General features: G+C 44.8%; 28 protein-coding genes, 1 other RNA gene and 1 pseudogene. 22 read left to right on the top strand and 8 right to left on the bottom strand.

The window, feature by feature from the left end:
* Nucleotides 1–87 precede the first annotated feature (87 nt).
* The 6 genes and pseudogenes from FRZ06_11310 (at nt 88) to FRZ06_11285 (ending at nt 5661) form a co-directional block, all read left to right on the top strand.
* Nucleotides 88–579: a hypothetical protein gene (locus FRZ06_11310; protein ID QOX63878.1), complete on the top strand. Its 492-nt coding sequence runs from the start codon at nt 88–90 to the stop codon at nt 577–579.
* Between the two features lies 1 nt (nt 580).
* Complete coding sequence (locus FRZ06_11305) at nt 581–1330, top strand: hypothetical protein (GenBank protein QOX63877.1); 750 nt, start codon at nt 581–583, stop codon at nt 1328–1330.
* 4 nt (nt 1331–1334) lie between these two features.
* Complete coding sequence (locus tag FRZ06_11300) at nt 1335–2399, top strand: hypothetical protein (protein ID QOX63876.1); 1065 nt, start codon at nt 1335–1337, stop codon at nt 2397–2399.
* A gap of 58 nt (nt 2400–2457) precedes the next feature.
* Nucleotides 2458–3486: pseudogene (locus tag FRZ06_11295) on the top strand (NAD-dependent DNA ligase LigA).
* A gap of 55 nt (nt 3487–3541) precedes the next feature.
* The gene (locus tag FRZ06_11290; protein QOX63875.1) at nt 3542–4396 is read left to right on the top strand and encodes a ferredoxin; all 855 of its coding nucleotides are present in this window, start codon (nt 3542–3544) and stop codon (nt 4394–4396) included.
* Nucleotides 4366–5661 (top strand): YibE/F family protein, encoded by a 1296-nt coding sequence (locus FRZ06_11285; GenBank protein QOX63874.1) that lies wholly within the window; start codon nt 4366–4368, stop codon nt 5659–5661. Before FRZ06_11290 ends, FRZ06_11285 begins: the two co-directional genes overlap by 31 nt.
* Nucleotides 5662–5728: 67 nt before the next feature.
* On the opposite strand, the gene FRZ06_11280 is transcribed toward FRZ06_11285, so the two are convergent.
* The 7 genes from FRZ06_11280 to FRZ06_11250 all read right to left on the bottom strand — a co-directional run bounded on the left by FRZ06_11280 (nt 5729) and on the right by FRZ06_11250 (nt 11391).
* Nucleotides 5729–6385 (bottom strand): hypothetical protein, encoded by a 657-nt coding sequence (locus FRZ06_11280; GenBank protein QOX63873.1) that lies wholly within the window; start codon nt 6383–6385, stop codon nt 5729–5731.
* Nucleotides 6382–7212 carry a metal ABC transporter permease gene (locus tag FRZ06_11275; GenBank protein ID QOX63872.1) on the bottom strand — a complete coding sequence of 277 codons (831 nt, stop codon included), beginning with the start codon at nt 7210–7212 and terminating at the stop codon, nt 6382–6384. Before FRZ06_11275 ends, FRZ06_11280 begins: the two co-directional genes overlap by 4 nt.
* Nucleotides 7205–7924: an ABC transporter ATP-binding protein gene (locus FRZ06_11270; protein QOX63871.1), complete on the bottom strand. Its 720-nt coding sequence runs from the start codon at nt 7922–7924 to the stop codon at nt 7205–7207. The genes FRZ06_11275 and FRZ06_11270 overlap by 8 nt, the downstream gene beginning before the upstream one ends.
* A gap of 1 nt (nt 7925) precedes the next feature.
* Complete coding sequence (locus FRZ06_11265) at nt 7926–8975, bottom strand: zinc ABC transporter substrate-binding protein (protein ID QOX63870.1); 1050 nt, start codon at nt 8973–8975, stop codon at nt 7926–7928.
* A 55-nt stretch (nt 8976–9030) separates the two neighbouring features.
* A complete protein-coding gene (locus FRZ06_11260; protein QOX63869.1) occupies nt 9031–9339 on the bottom strand; it encodes a hypothetical protein in 309 nt (102 codons plus the stop codon).
* Between the two features lie 109 nt (nt 9340–9448).
* Complete coding sequence (locus FRZ06_11255) at nt 9449–10252, bottom strand: YibE/F family protein (protein QOX63868.1); 804 nt, start codon at nt 10250–10252, stop codon at nt 9449–9451.
* Entirely contained in the window at nt 10249–11391 is a 1143-nt protein-coding gene (locus tag FRZ06_11250) for a YibE/F family protein (protein ID QOX63867.1), read from the bottom strand. Before FRZ06_11250 ends, FRZ06_11255 begins: the two co-directional genes overlap by 4 nt.
* A 302-nt stretch (nt 11392–11693) precedes the next feature.
* On the opposite strand from FRZ06_11250, the gene FRZ06_11245 reads away from it, so the two are divergent.
* From FRZ06_11245 to recR, 6 genes are all read left to right on the top strand, one after another.
* Complete coding sequence (locus FRZ06_11245; protein QOX63866.1) at nt 11694–12119, top strand: HIT family protein; 426 nt, start codon at nt 11694–11696, stop codon at nt 12117–12119.
* A gap of 144 nt (nt 12120–12263) precedes the next feature.
* Nucleotides 12264–13259: an AIR synthase gene (locus tag FRZ06_11240; GenBank protein QOX63865.1), complete on the top strand. Its 996-nt coding sequence runs from the start codon at nt 12264–12266 to the stop codon at nt 13257–13259.
* A gap of 144 nt (nt 13260–13403) precedes the next feature.
* Nucleotides 13404–13502: signal recognition particle sRNA small type (ffs, locus tag FRZ06_11235), an RNA gene on the top strand.
* Between the two features lie 96 nt (nt 13503–13598).
* Nucleotides 13599–15203 (top strand): DNA polymerase III subunit gamma/tau, encoded by a 1605-nt coding sequence (gene dnaX / locus FRZ06_11230; GenBank protein QOX63864.1) that lies wholly within the window; start codon nt 13599–13601, stop codon nt 15201–15203.
* Between the two features lie 12 nt (nt 15204–15215).
* Nucleotides 15216–15581 (top strand): YbaB/EbfC family nucleoid-associated protein, encoded by a 366-nt coding sequence (locus tag FRZ06_11225; GenBank protein QOX63863.1) that lies wholly within the window; start codon nt 15216–15218, stop codon nt 15579–15581.
* Between the two features lie 10 nt (nt 15582–15591).
* The gene (gene recR / locus FRZ06_11220; GenBank protein QOX63862.1) at nt 15592–16191 is read left to right on the top strand and encodes a recombination protein RecR; all 600 of its coding nucleotides are present in this window, start codon (nt 15592–15594) and stop codon (nt 16189–16191) included.
* 47 nt (nt 16192–16238) lie between these two features.
* Here recR and FRZ06_11215 read toward each other — a convergent pair whose 3' ends face one another.
* Nucleotides 16239–16502 (bottom strand): DUF2508 family protein, encoded by a 264-nt coding sequence (locus tag FRZ06_11215; protein QOX63861.1) that lies wholly within the window; start codon nt 16500–16502, stop codon nt 16239–16241.
* A gap of 82 nt (nt 16503–16584) precedes the next feature.
* Here FRZ06_11215 and FRZ06_11210 point away from each other — a divergent pair, with 82 nt between their 5' ends.
* The 10 genes from FRZ06_11210 to hypA all read left to right on the top strand — a co-directional run bounded on the left by FRZ06_11210 (nt 16585) and on the right by hypA (nt 26558).
* The gene (locus FRZ06_11210; protein ID QOX63860.1) at nt 16585–16860 is read left to right on the top strand and encodes a SigmaK-factor processing regulatory BofA; all 276 of its coding nucleotides are present in this window, start codon (nt 16585–16587) and stop codon (nt 16858–16860) included.
* A 345-nt stretch (nt 16861–17205) separates the two neighbouring features.
* On the top strand, nt 17206–18741 hold the full coding sequence (locus tag FRZ06_11205) for an amino acid permease (GenBank protein ID QOX63859.1): 1536 nt from the start codon (nt 17206–17208) through the stop codon (nt 18739–18741).
* A 264-nt stretch (nt 18742–19005) separates the two neighbouring features.
* Nucleotides 19006–20685: an APC family permease gene (locus FRZ06_11200; protein QOX63858.1), complete on the top strand. Its 1680-nt coding sequence runs from the start codon at nt 19006–19008 to the stop codon at nt 20683–20685.
* Nucleotides 20686–20846: 161 nt separating this feature from the next.
* Nucleotides 20847–22829: a hypothetical protein gene (locus tag FRZ06_11195; protein QOX63857.1), complete on the top strand. Its 1983-nt coding sequence runs from the start codon at nt 20847–20849 to the stop codon at nt 22827–22829.
* Nucleotides 22830–23699, top strand: coding sequence for an NADH-quinone oxidoreductase subunit H (locus FRZ06_11190; GenBank protein QOX63856.1), 870 nt, complete (start codon nt 22830–22832; stop codon nt 23697–23699).
* Between the two features lie 14 nt (nt 23700–23713).
* Complete coding sequence (locus FRZ06_11185) at nt 23714–24277, top strand: NADH-quinone oxidoreductase subunit B family protein (GenBank protein ID QOX63855.1); 564 nt, start codon at nt 23714–23716, stop codon at nt 24275–24277.
* A 1-nt stretch (nt 24278) separates the two neighbouring features.
* The gene (locus FRZ06_11180; GenBank protein ID QOX63854.1) at nt 24279–24635 is read left to right on the top strand and encodes an NADH-quinone oxidoreductase subunit C; all 357 of its coding nucleotides are present in this window, start codon (nt 24279–24281) and stop codon (nt 24633–24635) included.
* A 19-nt stretch (nt 24636–24654) separates the two neighbouring features.
* Entirely contained in the window at nt 24655–25737 is a 1083-nt protein-coding gene (locus FRZ06_11175; protein QOX63853.1) for an NADH-quinone oxidoreductase subunit D, read from the top strand.
* Between the two features lie 9 nt (nt 25738–25746).
* Nucleotides 25747–26214, top strand: coding sequence for a 4Fe-4S dicluster domain-containing protein (locus tag FRZ06_11170; GenBank protein ID QOX63852.1), 468 nt, complete (start codon nt 25747–25749; stop codon nt 26212–26214).
* Complete coding sequence (gene hypA, locus FRZ06_11165) at nt 26214–26558, top strand: hydrogenase maturation nickel metallochaperone HypA (GenBank protein ID QOX63851.1); 345 nt, start codon at nt 26214–26216, stop codon at nt 26556–26558. The genes FRZ06_11170 and hypA overlap by 1 nt, the downstream gene beginning before the upstream one ends.
* Nucleotides 26559–26870 lie beyond the last annotated feature (312 nt).

Raw genomic sequence — 26870 nt, 5'->3', positions numbered from 1 at the left:
AAGGAAAATGAAATAGTGAGAATTACATTGGGAGATTCCAGACATATTGCAATGCAAAATATGTTGCTCAATGGATGCAACATACTAATGGCAAAAGAAATTACTGGGCATGAATGTGTAAACAATATCTTTCATTATTCTGGAAACATGAAAAATCTTATAAAATGCAGAGCTTATAGCTTGTACGAAATGACTAAAAGAAAAGAGATAATCGTCGAATCAATAGTTGGAAACGGTAAGAAGCACGCGATATTAGGAGATGTGTTAGCAAAAAGTATTAACGTTGATCAAGGGAAATGTTTCTCCATTAATTTTACCCAAGGAGATTTAAAAGATTGTTATGCTGTTGGAGGCAACTGTAACATCTGTAATTATATAAAAGGCACTATAGATCGTAAAGAAATGATTAAACAAAAGGAAGCAGCCGTGGAGGAAAAGCTAAAACGGTTACGAGGATGGATCTCCTCCGATAAGGAACATAGAAGCATGACAGAATATAAAATTTTAACAAATCAACTCCAGGCAGAGGCAGAGAATTTACAAGATGCTTATATTGGAGTATTCAGAGAGGAAAACTAAAATGTCAAATGATATGGGAAGACCAAAAAATTATACAACGGAAGAAATTAAGAATGTTATTGATTGCTATGTAACATATACGGGTGGAACTGTCTTATTAAATGCATCTCAAATCGCACGATATGCAAATAGTGAATTGGGTTTGGCTAATTTTAAGTATTACGTTGTTAATAGGAATTCACAAGTGAAAAAGTATTTAAAAGATCTGAACGAAAGAATTACTGGAACATCGGATGCAAAACTATCATTCTCTAAATCTGTATTTACTCAAATTGATGCTAACAAGTATCTTTCAATGAAAAAGGATGATTTAAAGGTTGCATTAAACAACCTCAATATTCTTCTGGAGAACATGGCAAACATGAATACGGAGCTTATTAAGGAAAATGTTAAATTAAAGAATCGTACTCAAGAAAAAGATACTGAGATAAGACGATTAAATAGCGAGATTTCGAATACATATAACGAATGCAGTAAAAGCATTTCTAATTCAAAAGAAAAGACTGATTGTCAAAAACAAAAGATACAAGAATTAGTCAAAAAGGCCAAACAACAAGAAGATTTACTTCATATATTGTGGGACAGAGAGGCAGAAACAATTTTAAAACAAAACGGAATATTTGAGGACGATGGCACCGGATTAAATAAGAATAGGATTATTGACGAAGTAAAAAATGTGGCCGGCATCATTTCTTCTACGAATGATAATAAAATTAGTTATGAATTGATCAATAGGCTGAAAAATATATAGGTTTATGATGATGAAAAGAAAATATATAGCGGAAGACTACCCCAATATAACCAAAGAATATTTGAAAGAGAAAAATGTGATACCAGTTGAAGAAATATATGTTAGTTATCCATTGCCCGTATGGTGGAGATGTGAAAAAGGTCATGAGTGGAAAGCGAAAGTGAAAGATAGGACGCATAATAAACATGGCTGTATCTATTGCACAAAACAGGTCCCATTAGTTGGGGAAAATGATTTAGCAACTACAGATCCAATTTTAGCATCAGAATGGCATCCTACAAAAAATGGTGATTTGACACCCCAGATGGTCTCCCGTGGCTCGGGTAAGAAAGTCTGGTGGGAATGTAAAAAAGGCCATGAATGGGAAGCCGCAGCATATTCAAGGGTTAGTGGCCATAATTGCCCATATTGTTCGGGTAGGTTTCCAATTAGAGGCCAAAATGATTTTGAAACATTGCATAAAGACTTAGCTCTAGAATGGCATCCAACAAAAAATGGAAAATTGAAACCATATGAGGTTAAAGAGAAAAGTAATAAAAGAGTCTGGTGGCTATGTAATGAAGGTCATGAATGGGAAGATATGGTATATGATAGGGTTGTACATAATAAACAATGCCCTTATTGTAATAATTCGTTCGTGGTCCCTGATGTGAACAGTTTTAAGGCTCTGGAACCGGAAGCGGCAAGTTATTGGGATTATGAAAAGAATGGTGATTTAAAACCTGATAATTATCTCCCATTTAGTAATCAGAAAATGCACTGGACCTGTGGCAAGCATGAATGGTACGAGCCTATTGGCTCAATGACGAAAAGAAAAGCTTGTCCATTTTGTTTTGGGACAAGAATATCAAAAGAGAACTCGGCTATTTATAAGCATCCCAAACTTCTATCTGAATTTGATTATGAAAAAAATGTTGGAATAAATCCCGATAATATTTCAGAAGGTTCCAATAAAATGCTTTGGTGGAAATGCAAAAAAGGTCATTGTTGGCTTGCTCCCACCGAACGTAGAGTAAAGGGCTCGGGTTGTCCATATTGCTCTGGAAAAAGATCAATTTTTTCTGTATAATAAATTATATGGCTTGCTCCTATATTTAAACAAAAGTACAAATATAAAAATATACTTATCCGGTCTGATCAATCCGATTGCAATCTTTGAACCCGTTGAGCTGGAGGGAACCACGGTGAGCCGTGCCAGTGTTCACAATCTGAGCATTATGGAAGGACTGGAGCTGGGTCTGGGCGACACCATAGAAGTTTATAAAGCAAACATGATCATTCCTCAAATTTCTGAAAATCTGACCAGAAGCGGTACTGTTGCCATCCCGGGGCACTGTCCTGTCTGTGAGGGAGATACGGTGATCAAGCAAGAGAATGGGGTCAAGTCTCTTTATTGCCCCAATGAAGGATGTCAGGCCAAACACGTGAAGTCCTTCACACACTTTGTAAGCAGGGATGCAATGGGTATTGACGGTTTGTCAGAGATGACGATTGAAAAGCTCATCGGCAAAGGCTTGATCAAGGAGTTTGCTGATATTTTCCATGTGGATCAATATAAAGAAGAAATTGTTACAATGGAAGGCTTTGGTGAAAAGTCTTTCAACAATATGGTGGCTTCTGTAAATAAAGCAAGAAAAACCACTGCAGTGCGGCTGCTCTATAGTCTTGGGATTCCGAATGTTGGCCTTTCCAATGCAAAAAACATCTGCAGACATTTCGGTTACGTATGGAGTGAAATTCAAGGTGCAAATTATGAACAGTTGATTCAGATCAATGGGATTGGTGGCATCATGGCAACTGCCTATGTGAGCTTTTTTCAAAATGAAAGGAATCAGCAGATTTTGCAGGATCTATTACAGGAGCTAGAGATGGAAGAGATCGTCGCGGCAGAAACGGAAGGTGTGATGCTGCTCGAAGGGCTCATCTTTGTCATAACCGGTTCTGTTGAGAAGTTTAAGAACAGAAATGAGATGAAAGAATCCATTGAGTCACAGGGGGGTAAAACCACCGATTCTGTCACTTCAAAGACCAGTTATCTCATTAACAACGACAACCTGTCCAATTCAACGAAAAACAAGAAAGCGAAGGAGCTTGGTGTTCCCATCATCACAGAAGATGAACTTCTGAACTGGATTGAGAATGGGATAAGGCCATAGTTTGTTATTAACTTAAAGAGCAGGAACTGCTGTAGAGGCAAAAGGGAGGATTGTTATGGTGATCAACAAAGTGTGGGCAGCGTATTTCAGTGCCACGGACACGACGAAGCGCACGATATCGGAAATTGCCGTTGTGATCGCTGAAGGGCTAGATGCCAGTCTTGAGACGCTTGATTTTACGCTTCCGTCCGGGAGGGCTACTCCCGCGGAGTTCAACAAGGGAGAACTGGTTGTTTTTGGAACACCCGTATATGCGGGCCGGGTTCCCAATGTGCTGCTGAAATATTTAGAAACAATTAGAGGGAACGGAGCACTGGCAGTGCCGGTAGTTTTATACGGAAACAGGAACTACGATGATGCTCTTATTGAACTGAGGGATCTGCTGGAGCGGGCAGGCCTACATACCATTGCTGCTGCCGCGTTTATCGGCGAGCACTCCTTTTCTGAAGTGCTGGCAGGAGGCAGACCGGATGCGGAAGATTTGAAGCTGATCAAGCTCTTCGCCGAAAAGACGGCGGAAGGCTTGAAACAGCACGGATTCGCTGCGGAGTACGGGGGACTCGGCCCGGTTCCAGTCAAGGGAACACCTCAGCCATATAGCGGGTATTATCAGCCCCGCGATCGGAAAGGAAATCCTGTAGATATTCGAAAGGTGACACCGGTAACAGAGGCAGTATGCAATGACTGCAAGCTATGCGCTCAAATATGCCCTATGGGATCCATTGACTTCGAACAGGTGTCGATGCTTTCCGGAATTTGCATCAAATGTTGTGCCTGCATTAAGAAATGCCCCGTCGGAGCAAAACACTTTACCGACCCCGGGTACCTGTATCATCAAAAGGAGCTGGAGGAGGGGTTTGCGCGTAGGGCTGAACCGGAATGGTTTCTGAGTCCCTTACTAACGGAATGAGCGTTATCAAAGGCGGACTGAAGGTTCGCTCAGATGATACAAAGAGGGCCGTTTCGAGAGATACAAATGAGAAAGGAAATGATGGGAGAAATATGAGAAATAACGGAAGCAAGAAGGAAAGATTTTATATCTTTATTGTGATTGTTCTGTCTTTCATACTGATTTATGCCGGTAACCGGATTGCGATGAAGGATGTGAGTTTTTTTACAGAATCAAATGATTTCATCGTTTCCAAGGCTGAGGTTACTGCGGTTCCTGATGTGAATGTCAACGAATACGGCGCAGTCATTTTCGAATGTAAGATCATAGATGGAGAGAATAAAGGGGAGACGGTTACCGCAGGCCAGATCATTGATCCTGATGCGGCATCCAGCATTCGTATTGTGGAGCAGGGCGACGTCATATACCTGGGGGATGCAACAGAATACGTCATCGGCGCTGATTGGTTTTTATATGAGTTTGAACGGTTTAACGGAATTGTTTGGCTGGCAGCGGCGTTCGCACTTCTTCTACTGATCTTCGGAAGGAGTAAAGGCTTTCGGACCATCGTTTCTTTAGCCTATACCTGCAGCACGATTTTCTTTGTGTTCATTCCCTCCATCATTTCAGGCTATAATATCTATGTAAGCTCCATCGCGATCTGCATCTTTATCACCTTTATGACCTTACTCATTGTTCAGGGGCCCAATACAAAAACATTGGCCGCCGGGCTGGGCTGCATGGGAGGCTTGCTGGCTGTGAGTCTAATTACGGTAGGGATGAGTGAGATTTTAAAGATTACAGGACTGCTCGATAGTGAGTCCTTCTTCCTCCTTTACCTTGATACCAGCAATCCTATCAACCTCAAGGGAATTGTGTTTGCTGCCATTACCATCGGAGCAATGGGTGCGATCCTTGATATCGCTGTTGATATTGCCGCCTCTCTCAGCGAGGTGCACCATCATGCCCATAAGCTCACACTGCAGCAAACTATAAAATCAGGCATCACCATTGGCCAGGACATCGTTGGAAGCATGGCAAATACCCTGATTCTTGCCTATATCGGCAGTTCGCTGTCCTTGATCCTGCTGCTGCTGGTCCATTCCGGCTCTAAAGCAGATCTGCTCAACAGTGAACTGATCACGGTAGAGTTTCTTCAGGCACTAGCAGGAAGCATCGGTATTTTGTTTACCATACCGCTGACTTCCATCAGCTGTGGAATTCTTTACAGCAGGTCGGACAAAAAGGAAAACGGAGCCCCCGACGAAGGGACTCCATTGGAATAACACTTTGCGCATGATTTATTTGAAAACAGTTTAAAAGCAATATTAAAATAGAGTTGCGGGGTACGGATTATTGAAGAACATTTTCTGCGCCCCGCTCTTTCATTACAGTCACTGAGGAGGCATCCAAAGTAAGGTAGCTCCAGCCGTCATCCTCATAGGTTCTCAGCGAACCGATTACTTCAATCCAATCATTGTCTTTGGGCAAATCGCCATTCCAGGTAAATTCAAAGCCGCACATGCTGCCGTCATTTCCGCAGCATCCAGGACCTACTCGATATACGTAGTAGTATGTCAACCCTGTGGTTTCGTCGGTATACGCCTGAAACATGCCTTGGATCCGGATGTTCTGGCCGATATAATCGGGGGTGTTCACATAAATTTCATTGATGTAGGCAACGTACATTTTTTCTGTAATGTCCACATCTACACCAGCATCACCGCTTGCTAAGCTGCCGGCATTGCCGGAAGGAAGACCACCGAAGCCGCCTGCGGCCGAATCTGTGCCGCTGCTACCGTCTGCTGCTGTATTTCCTGCTGCATCACCATTGCTTTCTGATGCGGAATTTTCGCCTGCATCACCATTGCCGTCTGAAGAAGACGAATTCCCACTGGTGGAACGGGGTAGTGAATTCCCTGATGAGGAATCCTTTCCGCTGCAGCCGGTGAACATGGAACTGATCGCAACCACTAACACCAGAACCAGTATGATTATTTTCTGTTTCATTTCTGTGCTGCCTTTCTCATTCCAATCCCTATGATCCAATATAATAGGAAGACAAAAATATTGACCATGACGATACTTGCTCCCGTTGGCGTTGCAAATTCATAGGACAAGATCATTCCAACGAAAAAGCAGGCGGCGGATATGATTGCCGAACTTATGGTTACGGTTAAAAAACGCTTGCAGATGCGCATGGATGTCAGCGCCGGAAATATGATGAGGCTGGAGATCAGAAGCACACCCATCATACGCATGCCCAGAACAATGGTAACCGCAGTTAAAACAGCGATCAGCATGTTGTATAGTCCGGTTCTCATGCCCACTGCTCTGGCAAAGGTTTCGTCAAAGGTAACCGCAAAAATCCTGTGGTAAAAGACCACAAAAAGGATCAGAACAACGATTGAAAGCACGATGCTCAGCGTAACGTCATTCTTGCTCATGGCCAGTATGCTGCCGAACATATAATTGCAGACATCGGTGTTCATCCCTGTGGTAAGGGAGATGACGATTACGCCAATTGCCAGGGAGCTTGTTGAAATCAGTGCAATCGCGGCATCTCCTTTGATTCGGCTGTTTTCCGTCAGTCTCAGGAGCAGAAAGGCAGCCAGGACAACTACGGGCACCGAGACCGTGAGAGGGGCTACATTAAGCGCTGTGGCAGCTGCCAAAGTACCGAAGCCTACGTGTGACAATCCATCTCCGATCATGGAGTAACGCTTCAGAACAAGACTTACCCCAAGAAGCGCCGCGCAAAGGGATACGAGAATTCCTACGACTACAGCTCTTGCAATGAACGGGTAAGAAAAAAGCTCCGCCATTAGATTAAACATTTCTGCGTCCTCCTCCCATGATGGTCTGATAGGCTTCACTGCCGACATAATCCGCAGTGGTGCCAAAAAACAGTGGCTGCCCATCCATATGAAGGATCTTCGTTCCATGTGCTGCAGCGTTTCTGATGTCATGGGTAACCATCACCACTGTCATATTCATTTCCCGGTTTATTTTCAGCATGAGGCGGTAAAGCTCTGCAGATACGACAGGATCAAGGCCGCTTACCGGTTCGTCAAGAATCAGCATTCGTTTGGCAGAACAAAGGGCACGGGCGAGCAGTACTCTTTGTTGCTGCCCGCCGGAAAGCTCTTTGTAGCACTGATTCCTGAGATGGGAAATTCCGAGCTGTTCCATATTTTCCAAGGCGATTTGTCGGTCTTTTTTTCGATAGAAGGGGAATAGCCCTTCCGCACTGAGACGGCCGGAGAGAACAACTTCGTATGCACTTGCGGGAAAATCCTTTTGGATCTCTGTCTGCTGGGGCAGATAGCCGATATCGGTCTGTTTCAATCCCGCTCCGAAGCTAATGCTGCCGAAGTGGGGTTTCTTTAAGCCGAGCAGTCCGGAAATCAGCGTACTTTTTCCAGACCCATTCTCACCGACGATACACAGGTAGTCGCCTGGATCGATGCAAAAGGATAGATTCGTGACAGCTGTTTTGCCGTCGTAGCGAAAGGTTAAATCGTTACAGGTAATCAGGGCATCAGTCATTTCAGTATAATGCCTCCTTCAGCGTATCTACATTTTTCTCCATGAGGCTGAGATAAGTTTCCCCGTTTTCAAAATCGGATTTCGTCAGATTGTGGCAGGAATGAAGGGTAAGGACCTTTGCACCTGTGGCTTCGGAGATCGACCGCGCAATATTGCCGTTGCTGAGCTCTATCTTGAATACCACTGGGATTTTCTCTTCCTTTACTTTATCCGTTAAAAATGCCACCGTTGCAGCACTGGGTTCGGTTTCTGTGGAACAACCCGGAAATGCCGCCCAGTAATCCAGTCCGTATTCATCTGCAAAATAACGGAAGGGGAAGCGATCTCCGAATACGATGGTTTTCCGAACTGCGCCGTCCACCAGTGCTTTGAAGGTTCCGTCCAGCTTGTTCAGCTGATCCGTGTAGGCAGCTGCGTTGGCGCGGTATTCTTCTGCGTTGTCGGGATCGACTTCGCAAAGCCCTTCCATGATTCCTTTCGTGATCTGAACGGCATTTTGGGGAGAGGTCCAAACATGTTCGTCATATTCTGGCTCTTCTGTTTCGTTATCTTTTGTTCCGGTTTGGTCAGAGGCGGCAGGTTCACTATCGTGTTCATGGTCGCTATCTCCGTCATGCTCATGGCCGCTGTCTTCGTCATGATCATGTTCCTCTTCCATACCTTCCTTGATTTCTTCCTCCACAACGGAGACCGTATCCATCAAAGCAATGACTTTCATGTTGCTTGTGTCTACCGAGTCGAGGATCTTTCTAACCCACTGGTCGTTTTCGCCCCCAATATAAAGGAACAGATCACAGTTCTGGATTTTGATGATATCCTGAGGCGTGGGTTCGAAGGAATGGCTTTCTCCTCCCGGTGGAAGGAGCATGGTGATATCGGCATTATCGCCGGCAATTTGACGCGCAAAGTCATAAGGGGGGAAGATCGTGGTAACAACGCTGATTTTATCGGTATCTGAATTTTGATTGTTTTGTTCGGTTCCTCGTCCGCAGCCTGTAAATGCAAACAGAACGAGAAGTACGGCAACTCCGGCCGCAGCAAATCGTTTCATAATTATGAACCTCCATCTATTGAGTGACACACTGATAATTCGTAGAGGAGGGATATCAATTATTCATACGTACATTTTGGGATACAAGAGTTAAAAAACGATAGGAGTGCCCGTTTGCCCGGGTGAGCATCATCTGTGAAATTATAACGGTGGAGCTGAAGAAGATCAACAGGAGCAATGCGGTCACGAGCTGCTGGAGAACCATTTCGGCAGCTTCGATATGAGCGCAGACAGGACAATGATACCCAACACAGCTATGGTTTGACTCAATGATAATGTAAGCCGCCGATAGCACGAGGGATACCATAAATAGAATTATTATGATAGAAGCAATAGTTTTCTTTTTACTGAAAAAATAGTTCATGTCTGTTCTCCGGGAAAAGGCCACCTGCTCTTAGCACCGCTAGGATTCGATGGTGACCGTAGTTAGCTGTGACTATTATAGCATAAAAAGCACTGGTGCAAGATAAAATTTATTCTTTTGGATCGAGAAACAGAACATCCTCATCCAACAGTCGTTTGAATTTGCCCGGATTTCTCAGTATGAAGGAGGTGATTGCAGCAGAGAGCGGAATGACGAGAATACAAGCGAGACAGCTGAAGATAATGTCTGTAAATTCCTGAAAAAATGCCTTGGAATTGATCAGACGCCCAAAACTGTAATGATAGCTTTTAAATAGAAGGAACATCATCATCGACTCACCGATACAAGCGAAGTAAAGCGTATTGACGGTGGTTCCAAGCACATCTTTCCCGATGCGGATTCCCGAATGGAATAACTCCATTGTGTGAAGCTGCCGGTTGTTTCGGAAGACTTCATAAACAGCGGAGGAGATGGCCATAGCAGTATCGGTTGCGGCTCCAATCAAGCCGGTTATCATCATGGAGACCGCAATCTTGACGATGTTGATATTGATATTTGGTGTCAGGCCCATGATCTCATCTTCCCTGAGCATCAGTTCGTTCAGCCCTTGAATGTGGGAATTCAGACCGAGCAGATAAGCCGGCAGAACCAGAATGAGCAGAATCAGAACTACAGAAAAGAAAGCAGCGTAGGTCTTCCCACTCCTGCCGTTCTGGTAAAACAAGGTGGCGCTGCAGATCAATAAACAGCTGAGAAACGTGATTGTAATGGGTTCCCAGCCCCAGGATATCAAGACGATAGAAACAGAGAGCACTGCGATATTCCAACACAGGGTAAGGAAGGTCAAAATTCCCCGTTCGCCTCCCACAATATAAAGCAAGACTGCAAGAATGGCAGCTAATACGATGATCATAAGAACCTCCTGATTTTTCCAATACTCCTGATAATCCCGATACTTCCGATTCTCCCGATTCTCCGAAAGAACAACAGGGAAATCAAGATGGAGACCGGGATTGAAATCAGTATTCCAATACTTCCGATCAAAAACCGGTAAAGCTCCATCGGCATATGCCAAAGAATGATGGTATGGAGTCTTATTTCACTGTTCATTTTCAGTATGATCAGAGGAATACTGCCGCTGATATAGGTAAACAGCATCACATTGATCATGGTTCCCATGATGTCATGCCCAATATCACGTCCCGATTGGATCAGATTTCGGAGCGGGATTTCGTTGTCCTTGGAAATCAGCTCACTCATAGCAGAGGCTTCTGTGATGGCAACATCCATTACGGCGCCCAAGCCGCCGATCATGATCTGTGCCATGAAGATTTCAGGGAGATCGGTGGGGCTTGTGATATACTCCATGAAGGCATAATCCACACCGCCTGTAAAGGTCATCACGAGCTTAAACAGCAGCAGTGTAATGGCGATTGATATCAGGGTGGAACAGATTGCTGCGAATGTTTTTTGATTCCAGCCGCTGACCAGCAGCAAGGAGAGACCGGTAAAAGAAAATACAAGGAGATTTGCAAGAAGAAGAATGTTGATTCCGCTGGTATAAAGGATCAGGGAATACCAAAAAATCCCGATGTTCACTGAGAGTGAAAGCAAAGTCAATAGTCCCCGTCCTCTCGCTATAAAAAGGATGAAGAGGATAAATGCCGCGCAAAGTGCGGCGACATATTTGTCGCGTTTTAGACCGGATATGGATCCGGTGACCGTCCCGCTTTCTGATGATACAGCGCTTAGAAATACCTCGTCGCCGGGTTGATATGGTTCGTCAAATACCCCCGAAGCAGAATATTCATTTTTCAGTGATGCTGTGTGCCCTCGAAACGGACCGTTTTTAACTGTGCCCGTTAGGAGCTGTTCGTAATATCGATCGTTGGTTCCGTTTCTGTATTGATCTGTCGGTGAATTTTTCGCATGGTCAATCCTTACGATTGTGGCATTGTACCAGTGATCGTTATTTGCGGTCAGAAATACTCCGGCGGATAAGATGATGATTAGGATCGCGTAAAAAATCAGCGACCGCTTATGTTTGCTCATATAAATCAAATGCCTTTCCTGTTATCCTTTTCATTGAGGATGAAAGCCTCGTTTGGCAAGGCAGCGGTTCTGCAGACAAATTTCCATACAGCAATCGATGCCAACCATTATTATAGCACTAATTAAGAAAATGCGTGTGAATTCAAATTCTGTAGAGATGAAATATTTTACACCATAAAATCTTTTAAACCAGCAGATAAGCTGTTATAATCTTATGGATAGAAAACAAACTATAGTATGGTGTCATGTGCAGCAATCGCTGCAGCATAACAACGGAAATCATTCACACGAGGAGAAGAATTATGAAAGACCCAAACTGCCATTTTTGTACCGATTTTGTGAAGCGTGAACAGTTTATGCTTCCTATCTGTGAGCTTGAAATCACTGACCTGTTTTTATATAGGGACCAGTCCTACTATGGAAGAGTTCTTGTCGCCCTGAAAGAACACAGAAAAGAAATCGCGGACCTTTCACAAGAGGAAGGGGAAGCGTTTATGCGTGATCTCGGAAAAGCTTCAAGAGCTGTGAAGGCAGTTGTAAATCCAGCTAAAATCAATTATGGAATGTTCAGTGATAAGCTTGCCCATCTTCACTGTCATATCGTCCCGAAGCAGGTTGACGGACCTGACTACGGCGGGATGTTTCAAATGGCCTGTAATCCACCGGTTCATCTTTCCGAAGAGGAATATGCAAAGTTAATCGGAGAAATTAAAGCAAATTTGGAATAGGAAAATGCTGATTCATTCCTTGTCCTCATCTGATGGGACGTTTTCGGAAGAAATCACAATTTTGTATAAACTATTATCAAACGCCTTGCGGTAAACCTGCGGGGCGTTTATCCCAATCAATGCGAGTAATGCGAGGTGCGCTTCATGTTAAAAACCGGAAAGCTCGACAGTAAATTGCTGGAGGATATCGTTTTTAAAAATATTAAGTTCAGAAGGCCGGAGGTTATTACAAGACCAGGCGTGGGAGAAGACTGCGCGGTAGTGGATTTCGGCTCCTATGAGTGCGTTTTGTCAACGGATCCGATTACGGCAGCGGTGAGTGAAATCGGCAGGTTGGCAGTTCATATCTCCTGCAATGACATCGCTTCCAATGGAATAGAACCGCTGGGGATTATGCTGGCCGTTATGCTGCCAGAGGGAACGACTGAGGAACAGATTGAAGAGATTATGAAGCAAGCAGGCGAAGCTTCTGAGAAGCTTGGCGTCGAGATCATTGGCGGACATACGGAAATCACCTCTGCAGTTACAAAACCCGTCATTGTTTCCACTGCACTGGGAAGAGGAGCAAAGTGGTCCTCCCAGCAGGCGGAAAATATGAAGCCAGGAGACTTTATCCTTATGACCAAGCAGGCAGGGCTGGAAGGAACGGGCATTATTGCAGGCGATTACAAAGCAGAGCTGAAAGGCTACCTGACGGAAGAGGAGTTGGAACAGGCTGCAGCTATGCTGGATCAGATCAGCGTTGTAAAAGAAGGTGTTATTGCAGGTAGGATCGGTACTGCCGGAATGCATGATATTACAGAAGGCGGCGTTCTTGGTGCAGTATGGGAAATGTGCAGTATCGCTGAAACAGGAGCTGAAGTTTGGACAGATAAAATACCGGTAGCAGAGGTCACCAAAAAAATCTGCGATCGTTTTGATATTGATTACCTGCGGCTGATTTCCAGCGGAAGCATGATGATTATGGTTCATCCGGAAGCAAAGGAGCAAATGGAAGAATCGCTTTCCAGTGCGGGGATATCCGTTGCCTGCATCGGCAGAATCTGTGAAAAAGAGGAAGGAATTCGCATGGTGGTAGATGGTGAAAAAATCGTCATCGCACCGCCGGCCAGCGATGAGCTTTACAAGGTGGTCAGATGAAGACAAGGATGAGAGAAGTCTTGCAAAGAGCCTGAAGGAAAGACCCTGGGGCAGAGAGCAGATGATTTGCAAAAGTTGTCATTGACTTTATAGGACAAAGTACATATAATAATAGGGTGCCTTTTAGTAGCTTCGCCTGGCTTGGTTTGGGTCCTGCGCAATAAGAATCTATGAACCTCGTCAGGTCCGGAAGGAAGCAGCGATAAGTGGAATCTCTTATGTGCCGCAGACAAGCCTTCTCCAATGTCATGCGAAGCTTCTAAAGGGCACTTTTTGTAAACAAAACGGAAATTACGGAAGCGAAGCTTCCTATTCCGCAAGTCAAGCGGCAGAGCCCGCATGTTAGCAATGTCCACAGAAAAGCAAGGGGGGTGGAGCATGTATACCGCTTTATACCGCTCGTTCAGACCAGAGACCTTTGATGGGATTCTTGGCCAGGAGCATATTGTAAAAATACTCAAAAATCAGATTAAAACAGAAACCACAGTACATGCTTATCTGTTCTGCGGCACCAGGGGAACAGGAAAAACCTCTACCGCAAGAATTCTTGCTAAGGCCATGAACTGTCTCGCAGAGACAGGAGAACGTCCCTGCGGTGTATGCGCCAATTGCCTGAGCATTAAGGACGGCGCCTTCATGGATGTGATCGAAATAGATGCGGCGTCCAATAACGGTGTAGATAATATCAGAGAACTTCGGGAAAGTGTCAAGTATCCGCCGGCAGCCGGCAGGTGCAAGGTATACATTATCGATGAAGTACACATGCTTTCCACGGGGGCCTTCAATGCGCTCCTTAAGACCCTGGAGGAGCCGCCGGAAAACGTTATGTTCATTCTGGCTACGACAGAGGTTCAAAAGCTTCCCGCCACCATCCTTTCAAGGTGTCTCAGACTGGATTTTAAAAGAGTACCGGAGCGGATCCTTAAACAGGGTATGCGGGATATTTGCAGCCAGATAGAGGTGAGGATCTCCGATGCTGCCCTGGGACTTATCGCATCCAATGCCGACGGATCTGTCAGAGATGCGTTAAGCTTGCTGGATCAATGCATTTCTACCGGAGATAAAACTGTTGCCAGGGATGATGTAATTGACATTCTCGGAACGGCAGGAGAAGAAATCTTTGTTGAAATGACAGAGTTGGTTCTGGAACGGCAGATCGCTGAAGCCCTGCTTCTCTTGGACCGTATTTTACAGGACGGCAAGGATGTTCGGCAGTTCATGAAAGATTGGATCGCTCATTTCCGAAGCTTGCTGATGACGAAATTCATTAAGAATCCAGAGGAAGTTTTGAATATGTCCTCGGAAAATGTGGATCGGATTCGAAAGCAGAGTGAAGAGATCGAGCTTGGTTTTATTAATGATAGCATCGTAAAGCTGTCCCAGACGCTGACCGATGCGAAATGGTCAACCCAGCCGAGAATTTTGCTGGAGCTTTGTATCGTAAAGCTGGCATCCGATCTGGGAGGAGCACCCGCAATCCCGGTAGTAGCCGCTCCTGCAGCGAGAAGACCCGCTTCTTCAACGAAAAACAGTACGGAGCAGAGTAACGCTGGTGAGATGACTGCGGATCCTCAGATCAAGAGCAAAAGCGCCGTAAAACGCAGTGCATCAATTTCAGATATCGATTGCGATCGGCTCTGGCATGCGGTCTTTGAGGATGGAGAGGCGTTAAAAGGAAGTTTTAATCTTCTTCGCGTGGGAACCAAATTGAAAGAGGTCTGTGAGGACTGTTTCTACGTTGAAGCCTCCAATGAGATGATGGAAACCTATATCAAAGAGAATTCATCGGATCTGGAGATGCTCATGGAGAAACATACTGGAAGAAAACTTAGACTGGAGTGTACAAGAAACATAGTATCCGGCCGTGATGAGTCGGGAAAGACCGCCGAAGACCTGGCGGATGAAATCGGCAATAAATTTGGAATTCATATTGAAATACAGTAGGAGGACGAAAATATGGGAAAAGGTATGAGAGCTGGAAAGAAGCCCAGCGCAGGCGGAGCCGGCGGAGCAGGAAACATGCAGAAGCAGATTCAGCAGATGCAGGCTATGCAGCGGAAAATGGAAGAAATGCAGGCTGAAATTGATACAAAGGAAGTGGAAGCAACTGCAGGCGGCGGTGCTGTTACCATAGCAGTAAACGGTAAAAAAGAAATCGTAAAAGTGGCAATAAAGCCTGAAGTTGTGGATCCGGATGATGTGGAAATGCTTCAGGATCTGATCATGGTCGCGGCCAATGAGGCACTGCGTCAGATGGAAGAGATCAGTCAAAGCGAAATGGGTAAACTGACCGGCGGATTATCAATTCCGGGCATCATGTAATTGGAATCTCATGAAACATTATGCAAAACCACTGAGCAGGCTGATCGCTGAGCTCTCCAAATTACCCGGTATCGGCGGAAAAACTGCCCAGCGTCTCGCCTTCCACATTTTGGCGCAGGATGACGCGGAAGCAAATGCTTTAGCCGAGGCGATTATGGATGCAAAGAAGAATATGAAATATTGCTCTGTATGCGGCAACCTCACCGATGTGGATCCTTGCAGCATTTGCACTGACCAGACAAGGGATCGGAGTGTGATTTGCGTCGTTGAGAGCCCAAGAGATGTCAGTGCCATGGAACGAATTCGGGAATTCCAAGGCTTATATCATGTCCTCCACGGTGCGATTTCGCCCATGGATGGCATCGGACCGGAAGATATTAACCTGAAGCAGCTGATTATCAGATTGCAGCAGGAAGATGTCAGAGAAGTTATCTTAGCGACCAACCCCAATATAGAAGGTGAGGCGACGGCGATGTACACAGCCCGCCTGATCAAGCCTTCCGGAATTAAAGTCTCCAGAATAGCCCACGGCGTTCCCGTCGGAGGCGATCTGGAATATGCAGATGAAGTGACCTTGTCAAAAGCCATGGAAGGACGGCGGGAATTATAGCCGTCCTTCTTTTTTACATTGCGATGAAAAAAGAAAAAACAAGGACCCTACCAATGCAGGTCCTTGTTTTTTGCCGTTTTAAGTAAGTAAGCATATTTCGTTTTTGTTGCCAGCATATCATAGATTGTGTAATCAACCAGGTCTGGGTCAGTAACTTCGTGAAACATAGCTTCTGCCCTCTGCCAGTCCGAATGGGCTGCTTTTATAGAACTGAGCAGCTGTTCGTCATCGTTTTTCGGATAAGGTATATTCAGAACCTGATGGTAAATTTTGCTCGCTGTACCGGCAATACCATTTAGTGGTGTGCTCATCTGCCCTCACATCCTTTCGTCAAGTTCTCAATTCTATTTTATTCATATTGGACATAAATTATACAATGGGGGTGCAAATAATATGGATATGAGTACAGAAATCGGGATCCTCCTTGCCTATGCCCTAGGAATCTTTACACTTTATGTAGTAGGGTATATGTTTCTGGTGCCGATTAAAATCCTTTTAAGGCTTGTAATCAACAGTATCGCAGGAGCGGTCTCCATTGTAGTGATAAACTGGGTCGGATCCTACTGGGGACTCCACATCTCTCTAAATATCCTATCTGCTGTAATCGTCGGTGTTTTGGGAGTACCGGGGGCGGTATTGCTGGCAGTGTATCATTATCTCGGTTTATGATAAGAGGTAACCCCTTGGCATGGAACTGGACAGGTCTGCCTTTTGGGTTTCAAAACTGAGACATAACAGATACGGTTTTTTCAAAATTGAGACTTTTCAGTCAATATTTCAAATTGAGCAAACACAAAATGAGAAATTAGGACAGGCTCATCCTGCCTAAATAGACCATTATCTGAAAATTTAATAAATAATACTTTTGAAAGTCAAGATTGGCATGATAATTGAAAGTTGTATAAAGTATTGCATCAATACTGAAAATTTGCTGAGAGACAGCAAATCTTTCGGCGAAGCAAAATGCAAGAGTCTAATCATAGTTCTATGTGAGAAAAAGGAGGTAAATAATTAATGTCAGAACAGGGAAGAGAAGTAGCCAAGAGTGAACGCACTCTGAATCGCGGTATTCTGCCATGGCATGTGTCTTTAATTGCTTTGGGCGGTATCATTGGTTCCTGTTATTTTCTGGGATTGGGTTTAACATTTTCAGAAATGGGGCCCGGCGCTGTATTGGTTGCATATGCCATAGCTGGTCTAACCATATACGGTGTCATGCAGTCCTTTGCGGAACTGCTGGTCAATATCCCCCGGAGAGGTTCGTTTGTATCATACACGAGAGAATTTATGGGTGATACCGCGTCTGCGGGCATCGGCTGGGCATTCTGGGCAAACTGGGTAGCCTATGTGCCATCGGAAGCACTGGCAAGCGCCGTATTTATGAATTATTTTATCACACTGCCCTTTGAGAATCCTGCATGGAGTACTTTTGTCTGGGGAATTATCTCTTTGGCGCTCCTGACTGCAGTAAATCTTTATCATGTAAAATGGTTCGGTCATATTGAGTCCGTACTTGCAATTATTAAAATTTTAGCAATCCTAGTCTTTGCAATCTGTGCAGTCGGAATCTGGATGGGGCTGGTGGGTGGATCTCTGCATCCTTTCACTGCAGATAGCGGCTTCATTGGCGGTAAAGTTCTACTGGGCGGCGAAGGCAGCGTAGTTGAAAAACTGTTCCCTTCCGGAGGACTGATCATCATTACATATATGATCTGGACGCTGGTTAACTTCCAGGGTTCTGAAATTGTCGGACTTTCTGCAGCAGAAACACAGGATCCGGCAACGAATGTTCCCCTTGCATGTCGCAGAGTTGCATTCCGTATTATACTGATCTACTTGATCCCCGTTTTCCTGCTGACGTTGATTGTCCCTTATGCACAAGCGGGGCTGGATGAATCCATCTTTGCATATACCCTTGGCGCATACGGCCTTAAGTGGGCGGCGGGACTCTTTACCATCGTTACGCTGGTAGCCGCGTTTAGCTGCGCAAATTCAGGTCTTTATGGAACGGTGCGTGCTTTGTACGGTCTTTCCGTAGAAGGAATGGCTCCAAAATTCTTATCAAATCTGAATCGTTTCAACACACCTCAGAATGCTACTATTTTCACAATCATCCCCATCTGGCTAGTTTTCCTGCTTGGATTTGCATCAGATGAGCTTGGACTTTGGGGAGCAAATGGACTTCCGCTGTATGCAAATCTTCTGGGAATATCAGGCTTCACCGGAACGCTGTGCTGGGTTGGAATCTGTGTTTCTCAGGTGCTTTTCAGAAAGAAGCTGAAGGAAAGAGGATACAATCCAGAAGAAGTATTGACGGTCAAAGCAAAATGGTACCCCGGACTGGCATATTTCGCCATTGCACTTCAAATCGGCGCAATGATCCTTCTCGTATTTGAGGATGGAGGAATGCCTGTCTTTATCATCTCGCTGATCGCAATCTTCCTGCCGATTCTGATCTATGCCATGCAGAAGAGGAGAGGGAAGATCAGAACTGTGGTTACCCTTGGGTCGGATGAAGTCACCTTCGATGAGAAATATCCCATTCAATAGCGTTATATAGGAATTTAAGATGACTGGTTTGCTTCCCTCTGATTCGTTGGAGGGAAGCTTTTCACTGGGTTTCAACAATTCTATGCAACGATATTTTTCGATAAAACAAGTAGAAAAGTGGCAGTTTAGATACTTTTTTGCTATGACAGCAAGTAGGTAAGAGATATTAAGCAAAATTATCATTGCCTATTTTCTGAAAATTAAATAAAATTGAAAGAAGCCTTTATTTATTTCTAATTTTATTCTGAAAAGGAGGAAACATTAATGAGCAATGTCGATAAGCAGACGGCGGCACTCAATGTCGGCGAACATGGCTTAAAAAAACATGACATTAAAACATCTACGGTTGTATTTATGATCTTCTGCCTTGTGGCAGCGGGAGCCTACGGAATCGAGGAAATGGTTCCTGCAGCAGGACCTGGTCTTACACTGGTGATGCTGATCGTACTTCCGTTTGTATGGGGCTTGCCTTTTGGTCTGGTGGCTTCGGAACTGGGTTCCGTAAGACCTCAGGAAGGCGGCTATTATAAATGGGTTCAGGAAGCACTTGGAGAATTCTGGGGCTTTCAGGCGGGTTGGTGGCGTACCATCTCAATTTATATTGACAATACGCTTTACGTTATCCTTGCAGGCGGATACATCGCATCCCAATGGAATTTAAGTGGTGTTGCGGAGTTTTTCATTAAGGCGCTCATTATCCTGATCTTTACATATATTAATATCAGAGGCGTCAAAGATGTTGGAATTGTCAGCAGTATTTTAGCTGTTCTGGTAATCGCAGCTTTTGTACTGGTTGCGATCTGTGGCTTTACAAACTTCAGCCAAAATCCTTTCGTTCCCTTTACCGCAGACGGCGAAATCATGGGAATTACCGGAATTGCGTTCAGTGATTGGATCGCATATATCGGGGCAGGAATTGCCGTGGGTATGTGGATGTACTCAGGCTATGAATCCATGTCAACCATTGCAGGAGAAGTTGAGAATCCGCAGGTTATTCCCAAAGCTACGCTGATTACTGTTCCGCTGATCATGTGCGTCTACATTTTCCCGACCATAGCTGGTCTTGGTTCGATGGGAGACTGGGAAAATTGGGGAACAGAAGCAGGCACCGTCGGCTATGCTGATGTTGTAACCCATTTCTGGGGTCCTGCTTTCGGATTCTTTTTCGTAATTGTTGCCGTATTGGCACAGTGCTCCATCTATAATACCTATATTGCATCAGGTTCCAGAGGCTTCTTCGCTTTGGCAGACGACCATCTGGCTCCTCCTATTTTAGTAAAATGTGATAAGAAGCATGGGGTTCCATATGTTTCGGTATTATCCGTTGCGATTGTGAATTTAATTCTGTGCAATTTTGCTTTTGCGCAGGTTGTTATTGTTGATGTATTCCTGTTAGTTTCCTCTTATGTCATGGTGTATATCTCTGCACTGATCTTGAGAAAAAGAATTCCCAGCAGCGAGTACAAATTTAAGATTCCAGGAGGATACGGTTTCCTGTGCGTGCTTTGTATCGTTCCGATGATCATTGCTTTCATCTCCTTCTTTATCAACGGTACCGATTACTTTATCGGCGGTATGCTTGGCATTGTGTCCGGACCGGTGCTTTATGTAATCTGGAAGAAGCTGTATGGCGGTCTTGCCAAAAAGGATGCAGTGAATTATCCTGTCAATCCAAAGACTGGCCTGGCAGTTGGCGACCTCAAAAGAATTGCAGGAATCTTCTTTGGTCTTGCAGCTGTAGGAGCCATTGCACTTCCATGGCTCCATTGGTTTGAGGGAGACTGGGGTCCTGAATATTACCTTGAGACCTACGGGTCAGGCTTCCTTTCCAGCTTTGAGGGAATGCTTTCCGGAATTCAGACTGCAGCTGTTGCATTTTTGATTGTGGGAGTAATCTGCACCATTTGGGCGGCTAAGGTAGAACCGAAAAAAAGTATGAAATGAAATAAAGCTTAGTGTGTAAAACCATTGAAAAAACCGGCATTTAGTGCCGGTTTTTTCGTTGTCAAAATTAATAAAATTTTTCGACAATTGATGTAAATTTATTCGTCAAAACTTTGACAAAATGCTTGTTATTTCGAAAGGAAGGAGTATAATGTATACGTATGATTTTAACTCTGGGAGTAAAAAAAAGTAGACAACTTTGCCTTGCTTTATTTTACCGACGGACTAGAAAGAGGAGGATTAAATTGAGCACTATTTTTTTTCTAATTTTATTTCCCTTAGTGGTTGCTCTGGCTCTTTTGGTTCTCAAGACTGATGCGGCAAGAGATATTATCGTGAAGGTTTCCGCCATTGTGATTGCGGTTGCTTCCATATATCTCGCGTTTACTTACTTCGGCTCAGGCGGAAAGTTTTTCGATTTCGAGAATGAATCCATCAATTATCTGATGATGGGAATTGAAATTTGTCTCGCAATCCTTATCTTTTATCTGGGCATCAAACATAAGAAGTATCTTGCTTCAGTTCTTGTGGCCATTCAAGCACCATTAATGGTGTGGTTTGAGCTAAGCATCGGCCATGGGATTCACGTTGTCAACAACCTATATATAGACAGATTGTCTATTATTATGGTGCTGATCATCGGAATCATCGGAACACTGATCACCTGGTATTCCATCGGATATATGAAGGATTTCCAGCATCACCACCACGATCAGCCGGACAGAAGACCATTGTTCTTCTTCCTGATGTTCTTATTCCTGTCAGCGATGTTTGGTATAGTCGTATCCAATAATTTGGTTTGGTTGTATTTCTTCTGGGAGATCACAACGCTGTGCTCGTTCTTCCTCATTGGATTTACCAGAACAAAGGAAGCGATCAACAACTCTTTCAGAGCGCTGATTATGAACTTGCTGGGAGGCCTCGGCTTTGTACTGGCTATTATCGTGCTTGGAACGATGGGAACCTTGGAACTCAACCAGGTGCTTCTTGCAGGTATGATGGGCTATGATCTTACATTGCCTGTTGCACTGCTTGCCTTTGCCGGAATTACAAAAGCAGCCCAGATGCCGTTTAACAGCTGGCTTCTTGGAGCGATGGTGGCGCCTACGCCAACATCTGCACTGCTTCACTCTTCCACAATGGTAAAAGCAGGTGTGTTCCTCATTGTAAAGCTTGCACCGGTGCTCAGCGGAAACTTTGCGGGTATCATGGTCATGACGGTAGGGGGAATCACCTTCCTGATGGCATCCTTTGCAGCAATTTCTCAGAGCAATGCAAAGAGAGTGCTTGCGTATTCAACAGTTGCAAATTTAGGCTTAATCGTGGCTTGCGGCGGGATTGGAACATCTGCTGCGGTATGGGCTGCGGTTATGCTGATCATATTCCACGCAGTTACCAAGTCACTTCTGTTCCTCTGTGTAGGTACTGCAGAGCATAATATCGGAAGCAGAGATATCGAAGATATGGATGGACTGTTCGGCAGAATGCCGAAGCTGGCTGCATTCATGATCGTTGGTATTTCTGGAATGTTCCTCGCTCCTTTGGGAATGCTCATTTCAAAATGGGCAGCAATGAAGGCATTCGTAGATTCCGGCAATGTTCTGCTTGTTATGATGATCGTATTCGGCAGTGCCGCTACGTTATTCTACTGGACAAAGTGGCTGGGCAAGATGACTGCCATCATGGCAAAGCAGGAAAATATTCAAGGAAATGTGCATAAAGAGGAGTGGCTTGTACTGACTTCTCTGACGGTATTGACCGTTGTGATTTGCCTTGTTTTCCCGCTGATGTCCACATATTTAGTTGTACCGTATCTCACAGCGGTTTATTCCACTGTTGGAACTTTGGCGCTGTCCTCCGGTAACATGTACATTATGTCGGGAATGCTCGCGATTGTTGTACTGCTGCCGCTGCTATTCTACGGAAAGACAACTAAGAAAATTGTTCCGATCTATATGGCAGGCGCCAACCTGGGGGATGACCTTAGGTTTGAAAACTCCATGCATCAGCCCACATCTGTATCCCTGAAAAACTGGTATATGGAAGGCTATTTCGGAGAAAAGAAGATGAACCTCATCGGAGTGCTTACCACTACAGCGGTTCTTCTGTTCACATTCGCAGTTTTATTAGGGGGGGTGCTGTAAATGAGTGTTACTGTAATAATTAGCATCGTAGCATATTTGATTCTTGCGCCCATCGCCGGTGGTCTCCTTGCCGGAATCGACAGAAAGATTTCTGCAAGAATGCAGGGAAGATTCGGTCCTCCAATCCTCCAGCCGTTTTATGATTTCTTTAAGCTGCTGGAAAAGGAACCGATCACAGTAAATAAGGTGCAGGACTTCTATGTCATGTGCTTCCTAATTTTTATCATGATTACCGGATGCTTCTTCTTCGCGGGAGGAGATCTGCTGCTGGTCATCTTCACACTGACCCTGGCAAGCATTTTCCTGGTAATCGCAGCTTTTTCCTCCAATTCGCCTTATGCGCAGATTGGTGCCGAAAGAGAACTGCTTCAGATGATGGCTTACGAACCAATGGTACTGATTACAGCAATCGGGTTCTACCTCGTCAACAACAGCTTTAATATTTCTGATATTGTAAACGCTCCGGTAATGGGGATTCAATACCTGCCGGGTATATTTCTTGGCTTTGTGTTCATTCTAACTATTAAGCTCAGAAAATCACCTTTTGATTTGAGCATGTCCCACCACGGACATCAGGAGCTGGTAAAAGGATTGACCACAGAATTTTCAGGAAAGACCATGGCGGTGATTGAAATCGCTCACTGGTATGAGAACATTTTCCTTCTGGGATTTGTTTACCTGTTCTTTGTGAACACCGCTTCGTGGAGCCCTGTCCTGGCAGTAGCTGTCTGCCTTGTGACTTACTTCATTGAAATTTTAATCGATAACAGCTATGCAAGAATGAAGTGGCAGATTGCTATCAATGCTTCCTGGATCGTGGCTATCACGCTGGGATTTGTCAATCTGCTCGTCATTTACTTTGTGCGTTAAGGAGGTGTAACATAGTGTCATATGTAACGAAATCACCGTGGGTCATCCATTATGACGGATCGAGCTGCAACGGATGCGACATCGAAGTATTGGCATGCCTTACACCGATGTATGATGTTGAGCGTTTCGGTATTATCAATACCGGAAACCCGAAACATGCGGATATTTTCCTGGTAACAGGTTCTGTCAATGAGCAGAATATTAGTGTTGTAAAGCAGATCTATGAGCAGATGCCTGAGCCGAAGGTCGTTGTGGCCATCGGAATCTGTGCCACTTCCGGCGGTATCTTCAAGGAATGCTACAACATCATGGGCGGAATTGACACCGTTATTCCCGTGGACGTTTACGTTCCCGGCTGTGCGGCAAGACCGGAAGCCATCATTGACGGCGTTGTAAAGGGACTTGGCGTCTTGGCTGAAAAGCGTGCCGCCATGGATAAGAAACCAGCTGCAGCTGCAAAAGCAGAAATCGCTGCTGATACAAAAGCAGCGGCAAAAGCGGAAGCACAAGCAAACTCTTCTGAACAGAAAGAAGCAGAAGCAACCGTAGCAGCAATCAAAGAAAAGGAGGAGGCTTAAGATGAGTGAGCTTTATAAGATTCAGAATTTCATTTCTATTGAGCCTGCCCAGCTGATAGAGAAGGTACAGGATTTCAAGAGCGAGGGATATCGTTTGGGCCAAGCCTGCTGCACAAAGGTTGCAGAAGGTTTTGAACTGACCTATTCCTTCGACAAGGATCATGTCCTGACCAATTTAAGACTCGTTATTCCGGAAGAAGTTGAAATCATGAGCATCACCGGCGTTTACTGGGCTGCATTCATCTATGAGAATGAAATGCAGGATCTGTTTGGCGTGAAGTTCAAGCATATGGCGCTCAATTATGGCGGCCACTTCTTCAAGGTTTCACAGCCGACGCCGTGGAACCCAAAAGACTGAGAAAGGAAGGTAGATTAGAATGGGTAAAAGAACTATTATTCCTTTCGGACCGCAGCATCCCGTTCTCCCCGAGCCAGTGCATCTTGACCTGGTCATCGAAGACGAAAAGGTTGTGGAAGCAATTCCTTCCATTGGATTCATCCATAGAGGGCTGGAAAAGCTGGTTGAGAAAAAGGAATATACAGAATTAGTATATGTAATCGAAAGAATTTGCGGTATCTGCAGCTTCGGACACGGCTGGGGATATTGTCATACGGTAGAAGGTCTTATGGGAATTGAAGTTCCTGAAAGAGCTGAATACCTCAGAACCATCTGGCATGAGCTTTCCAGAATTCACAGTCATCTGCTGTGGCTGGGACTTCTTGCAGACGGCTTCGGATTTGAAAGCCTGTTTATGCACTGCTGGAGACTGAGAGAAAGTGTACTCGATCTCTTTGAAAAGACTACAGGCGGAAGAGTTATCTTCTCCGTTTGTAAGGTTGGCGGCGTCAGAAAAGACATCGACAAAGAGACTCTGAATGAAATGGTAAAAGTCCTCAGAGCGATGGAGAAAGAACTGAAAGAGCTTGCTGACACATTCATTGAGGATTATTCCGTAAAGAACAGACTGGTTGGAGTTGGGTACCTGTCCAAAGAAGATGCCATTGACCTTTGCGCTGTAGGACCTATGGCAAGAGCATCCGGTATCAGACAGGATATGCGTCTTACAGGGAACGGCATCTATGATAAGCTGGGCTTTGAGCCAGTGGTAGAGACTGCCGGAGACTGTTATGCAAGAACTCTTGTAAGAATTGGAGAGGTCTATCAGTCCATCGGTCTTATTGAGAAGGCTGTTGAGCTCATTCCGGAAGGCGACATCGCTGTTCCTGTTAAGGGTAATGTACCTAAGGGAGAGTATATGGCGAGACTGGAGCAGCCCAGAGGAGAAGCATATTATTATTCCAAGGGGGCAGATTCCAAGTTCCTGGAAAGAATCAGAGTTAGGACTCCCACCAACATGAATATTCCTGCCATGGTGAAAACCCTTCAGGGTTGTGATCTGGCGGACGTTCCCATGTTGATATTAACCATAGACCCCTGCATCAGTTGTACGGAAAGGTAGGTGAGAGGAATGCCAGCATTTAAATTAGGTAAATTGGTTATGAGAAGCCTGTTCAAGAAGCCGGCCACTCTCATGTATCCTGTGATTCCGAGACAGTGGCAGGAGCGGACAAGAGGGCACATTGAAAATCAGATCAATGATTGTATCTTCTGCAGCATCTGTCAGAAGAAGTGCCCAACCAACGCCATCGTTGTTGACAAGGCAAACAGATCCTGGACCATTGAAAGAATGCAGTGCATCCAGTGCAGCTGCTGTGTTGAGGTTTGTCCCAAGAAGTGCTTGACGAACGAGAATACATACACGACGCCAAGCACAGAAAAAGTCGTGGACACCTATATCGGAGCAGCACCGGAACCAAAGCCTGTGCCAAAAGCAGCACCCGCTGAAGCAAAAACCGAAGCAGCAGTGAAAGCTGCACCGGCGGCAGAAGCAAAATCAGCTGAAGAAACGCCCAAACAGGAAGCAAAGGCAGAGTAATGCACGAATTTCCAATTACAGAGCAAATTATTAAACTAGCAGAGAAGCACGCAACGGAGTTGTGTGCTTCTCAAATTAAATCCATAAAGCTGGTGGTAGGGGATTATTCCGGTTTTGTCGGTGATTCCATCCAGATGTATTTTGATGTGATTTCCAAAGGAACCCTCTGTGAAGGCGCTGCCATTGAGATTGAGCATGTGACACCAAAGATGAAGTGCACCAGCTGCGGAGAACTATTTGAACGTGAATTCCTTTCTTTCTCATGCCCCAAATGCGGGGGAGACGGAGAACCGACAGAGATCGGGAAGGAGTTTTATATTGAGTCCATTGAAATAGAACGATAAAGGGTAGGACATTGGTAATGTCTGTACGGATCGCAGCTTTCATATTTTCTGGCTTCGCCTTTTAATTTTTAGTGCGCCAAAATGTGAAGGATCACATTCTTGGCTGGATTGCTTTGCAATCTACTAAAAATTTCATGCGTCTCAGCTGAAAATATTAGGAAATCTGCTCAACGCCAGCCATTCCCAATGCCCTGCCCCCGTATTAAAGGCGAACTTATGCAAGGAAATCACAAATTTTAATTTGTAGATTTCTACTGCCATTCTTGGCTGGATTATTCCGATCGACTTCTGATCAAAGCATAATACAAAATA

Source organism: Clostridiales bacterium (assembly GCA_015243575.1).
Lineage (GTDB): Bacteria > Bacillota > Clostridia > Peptostreptococcales > Anaerovoracaceae > Anoxybacterium > Anoxybacterium hadale.
This window is presented reverse-complemented; position numbering and strand designations above follow the sequence as displayed.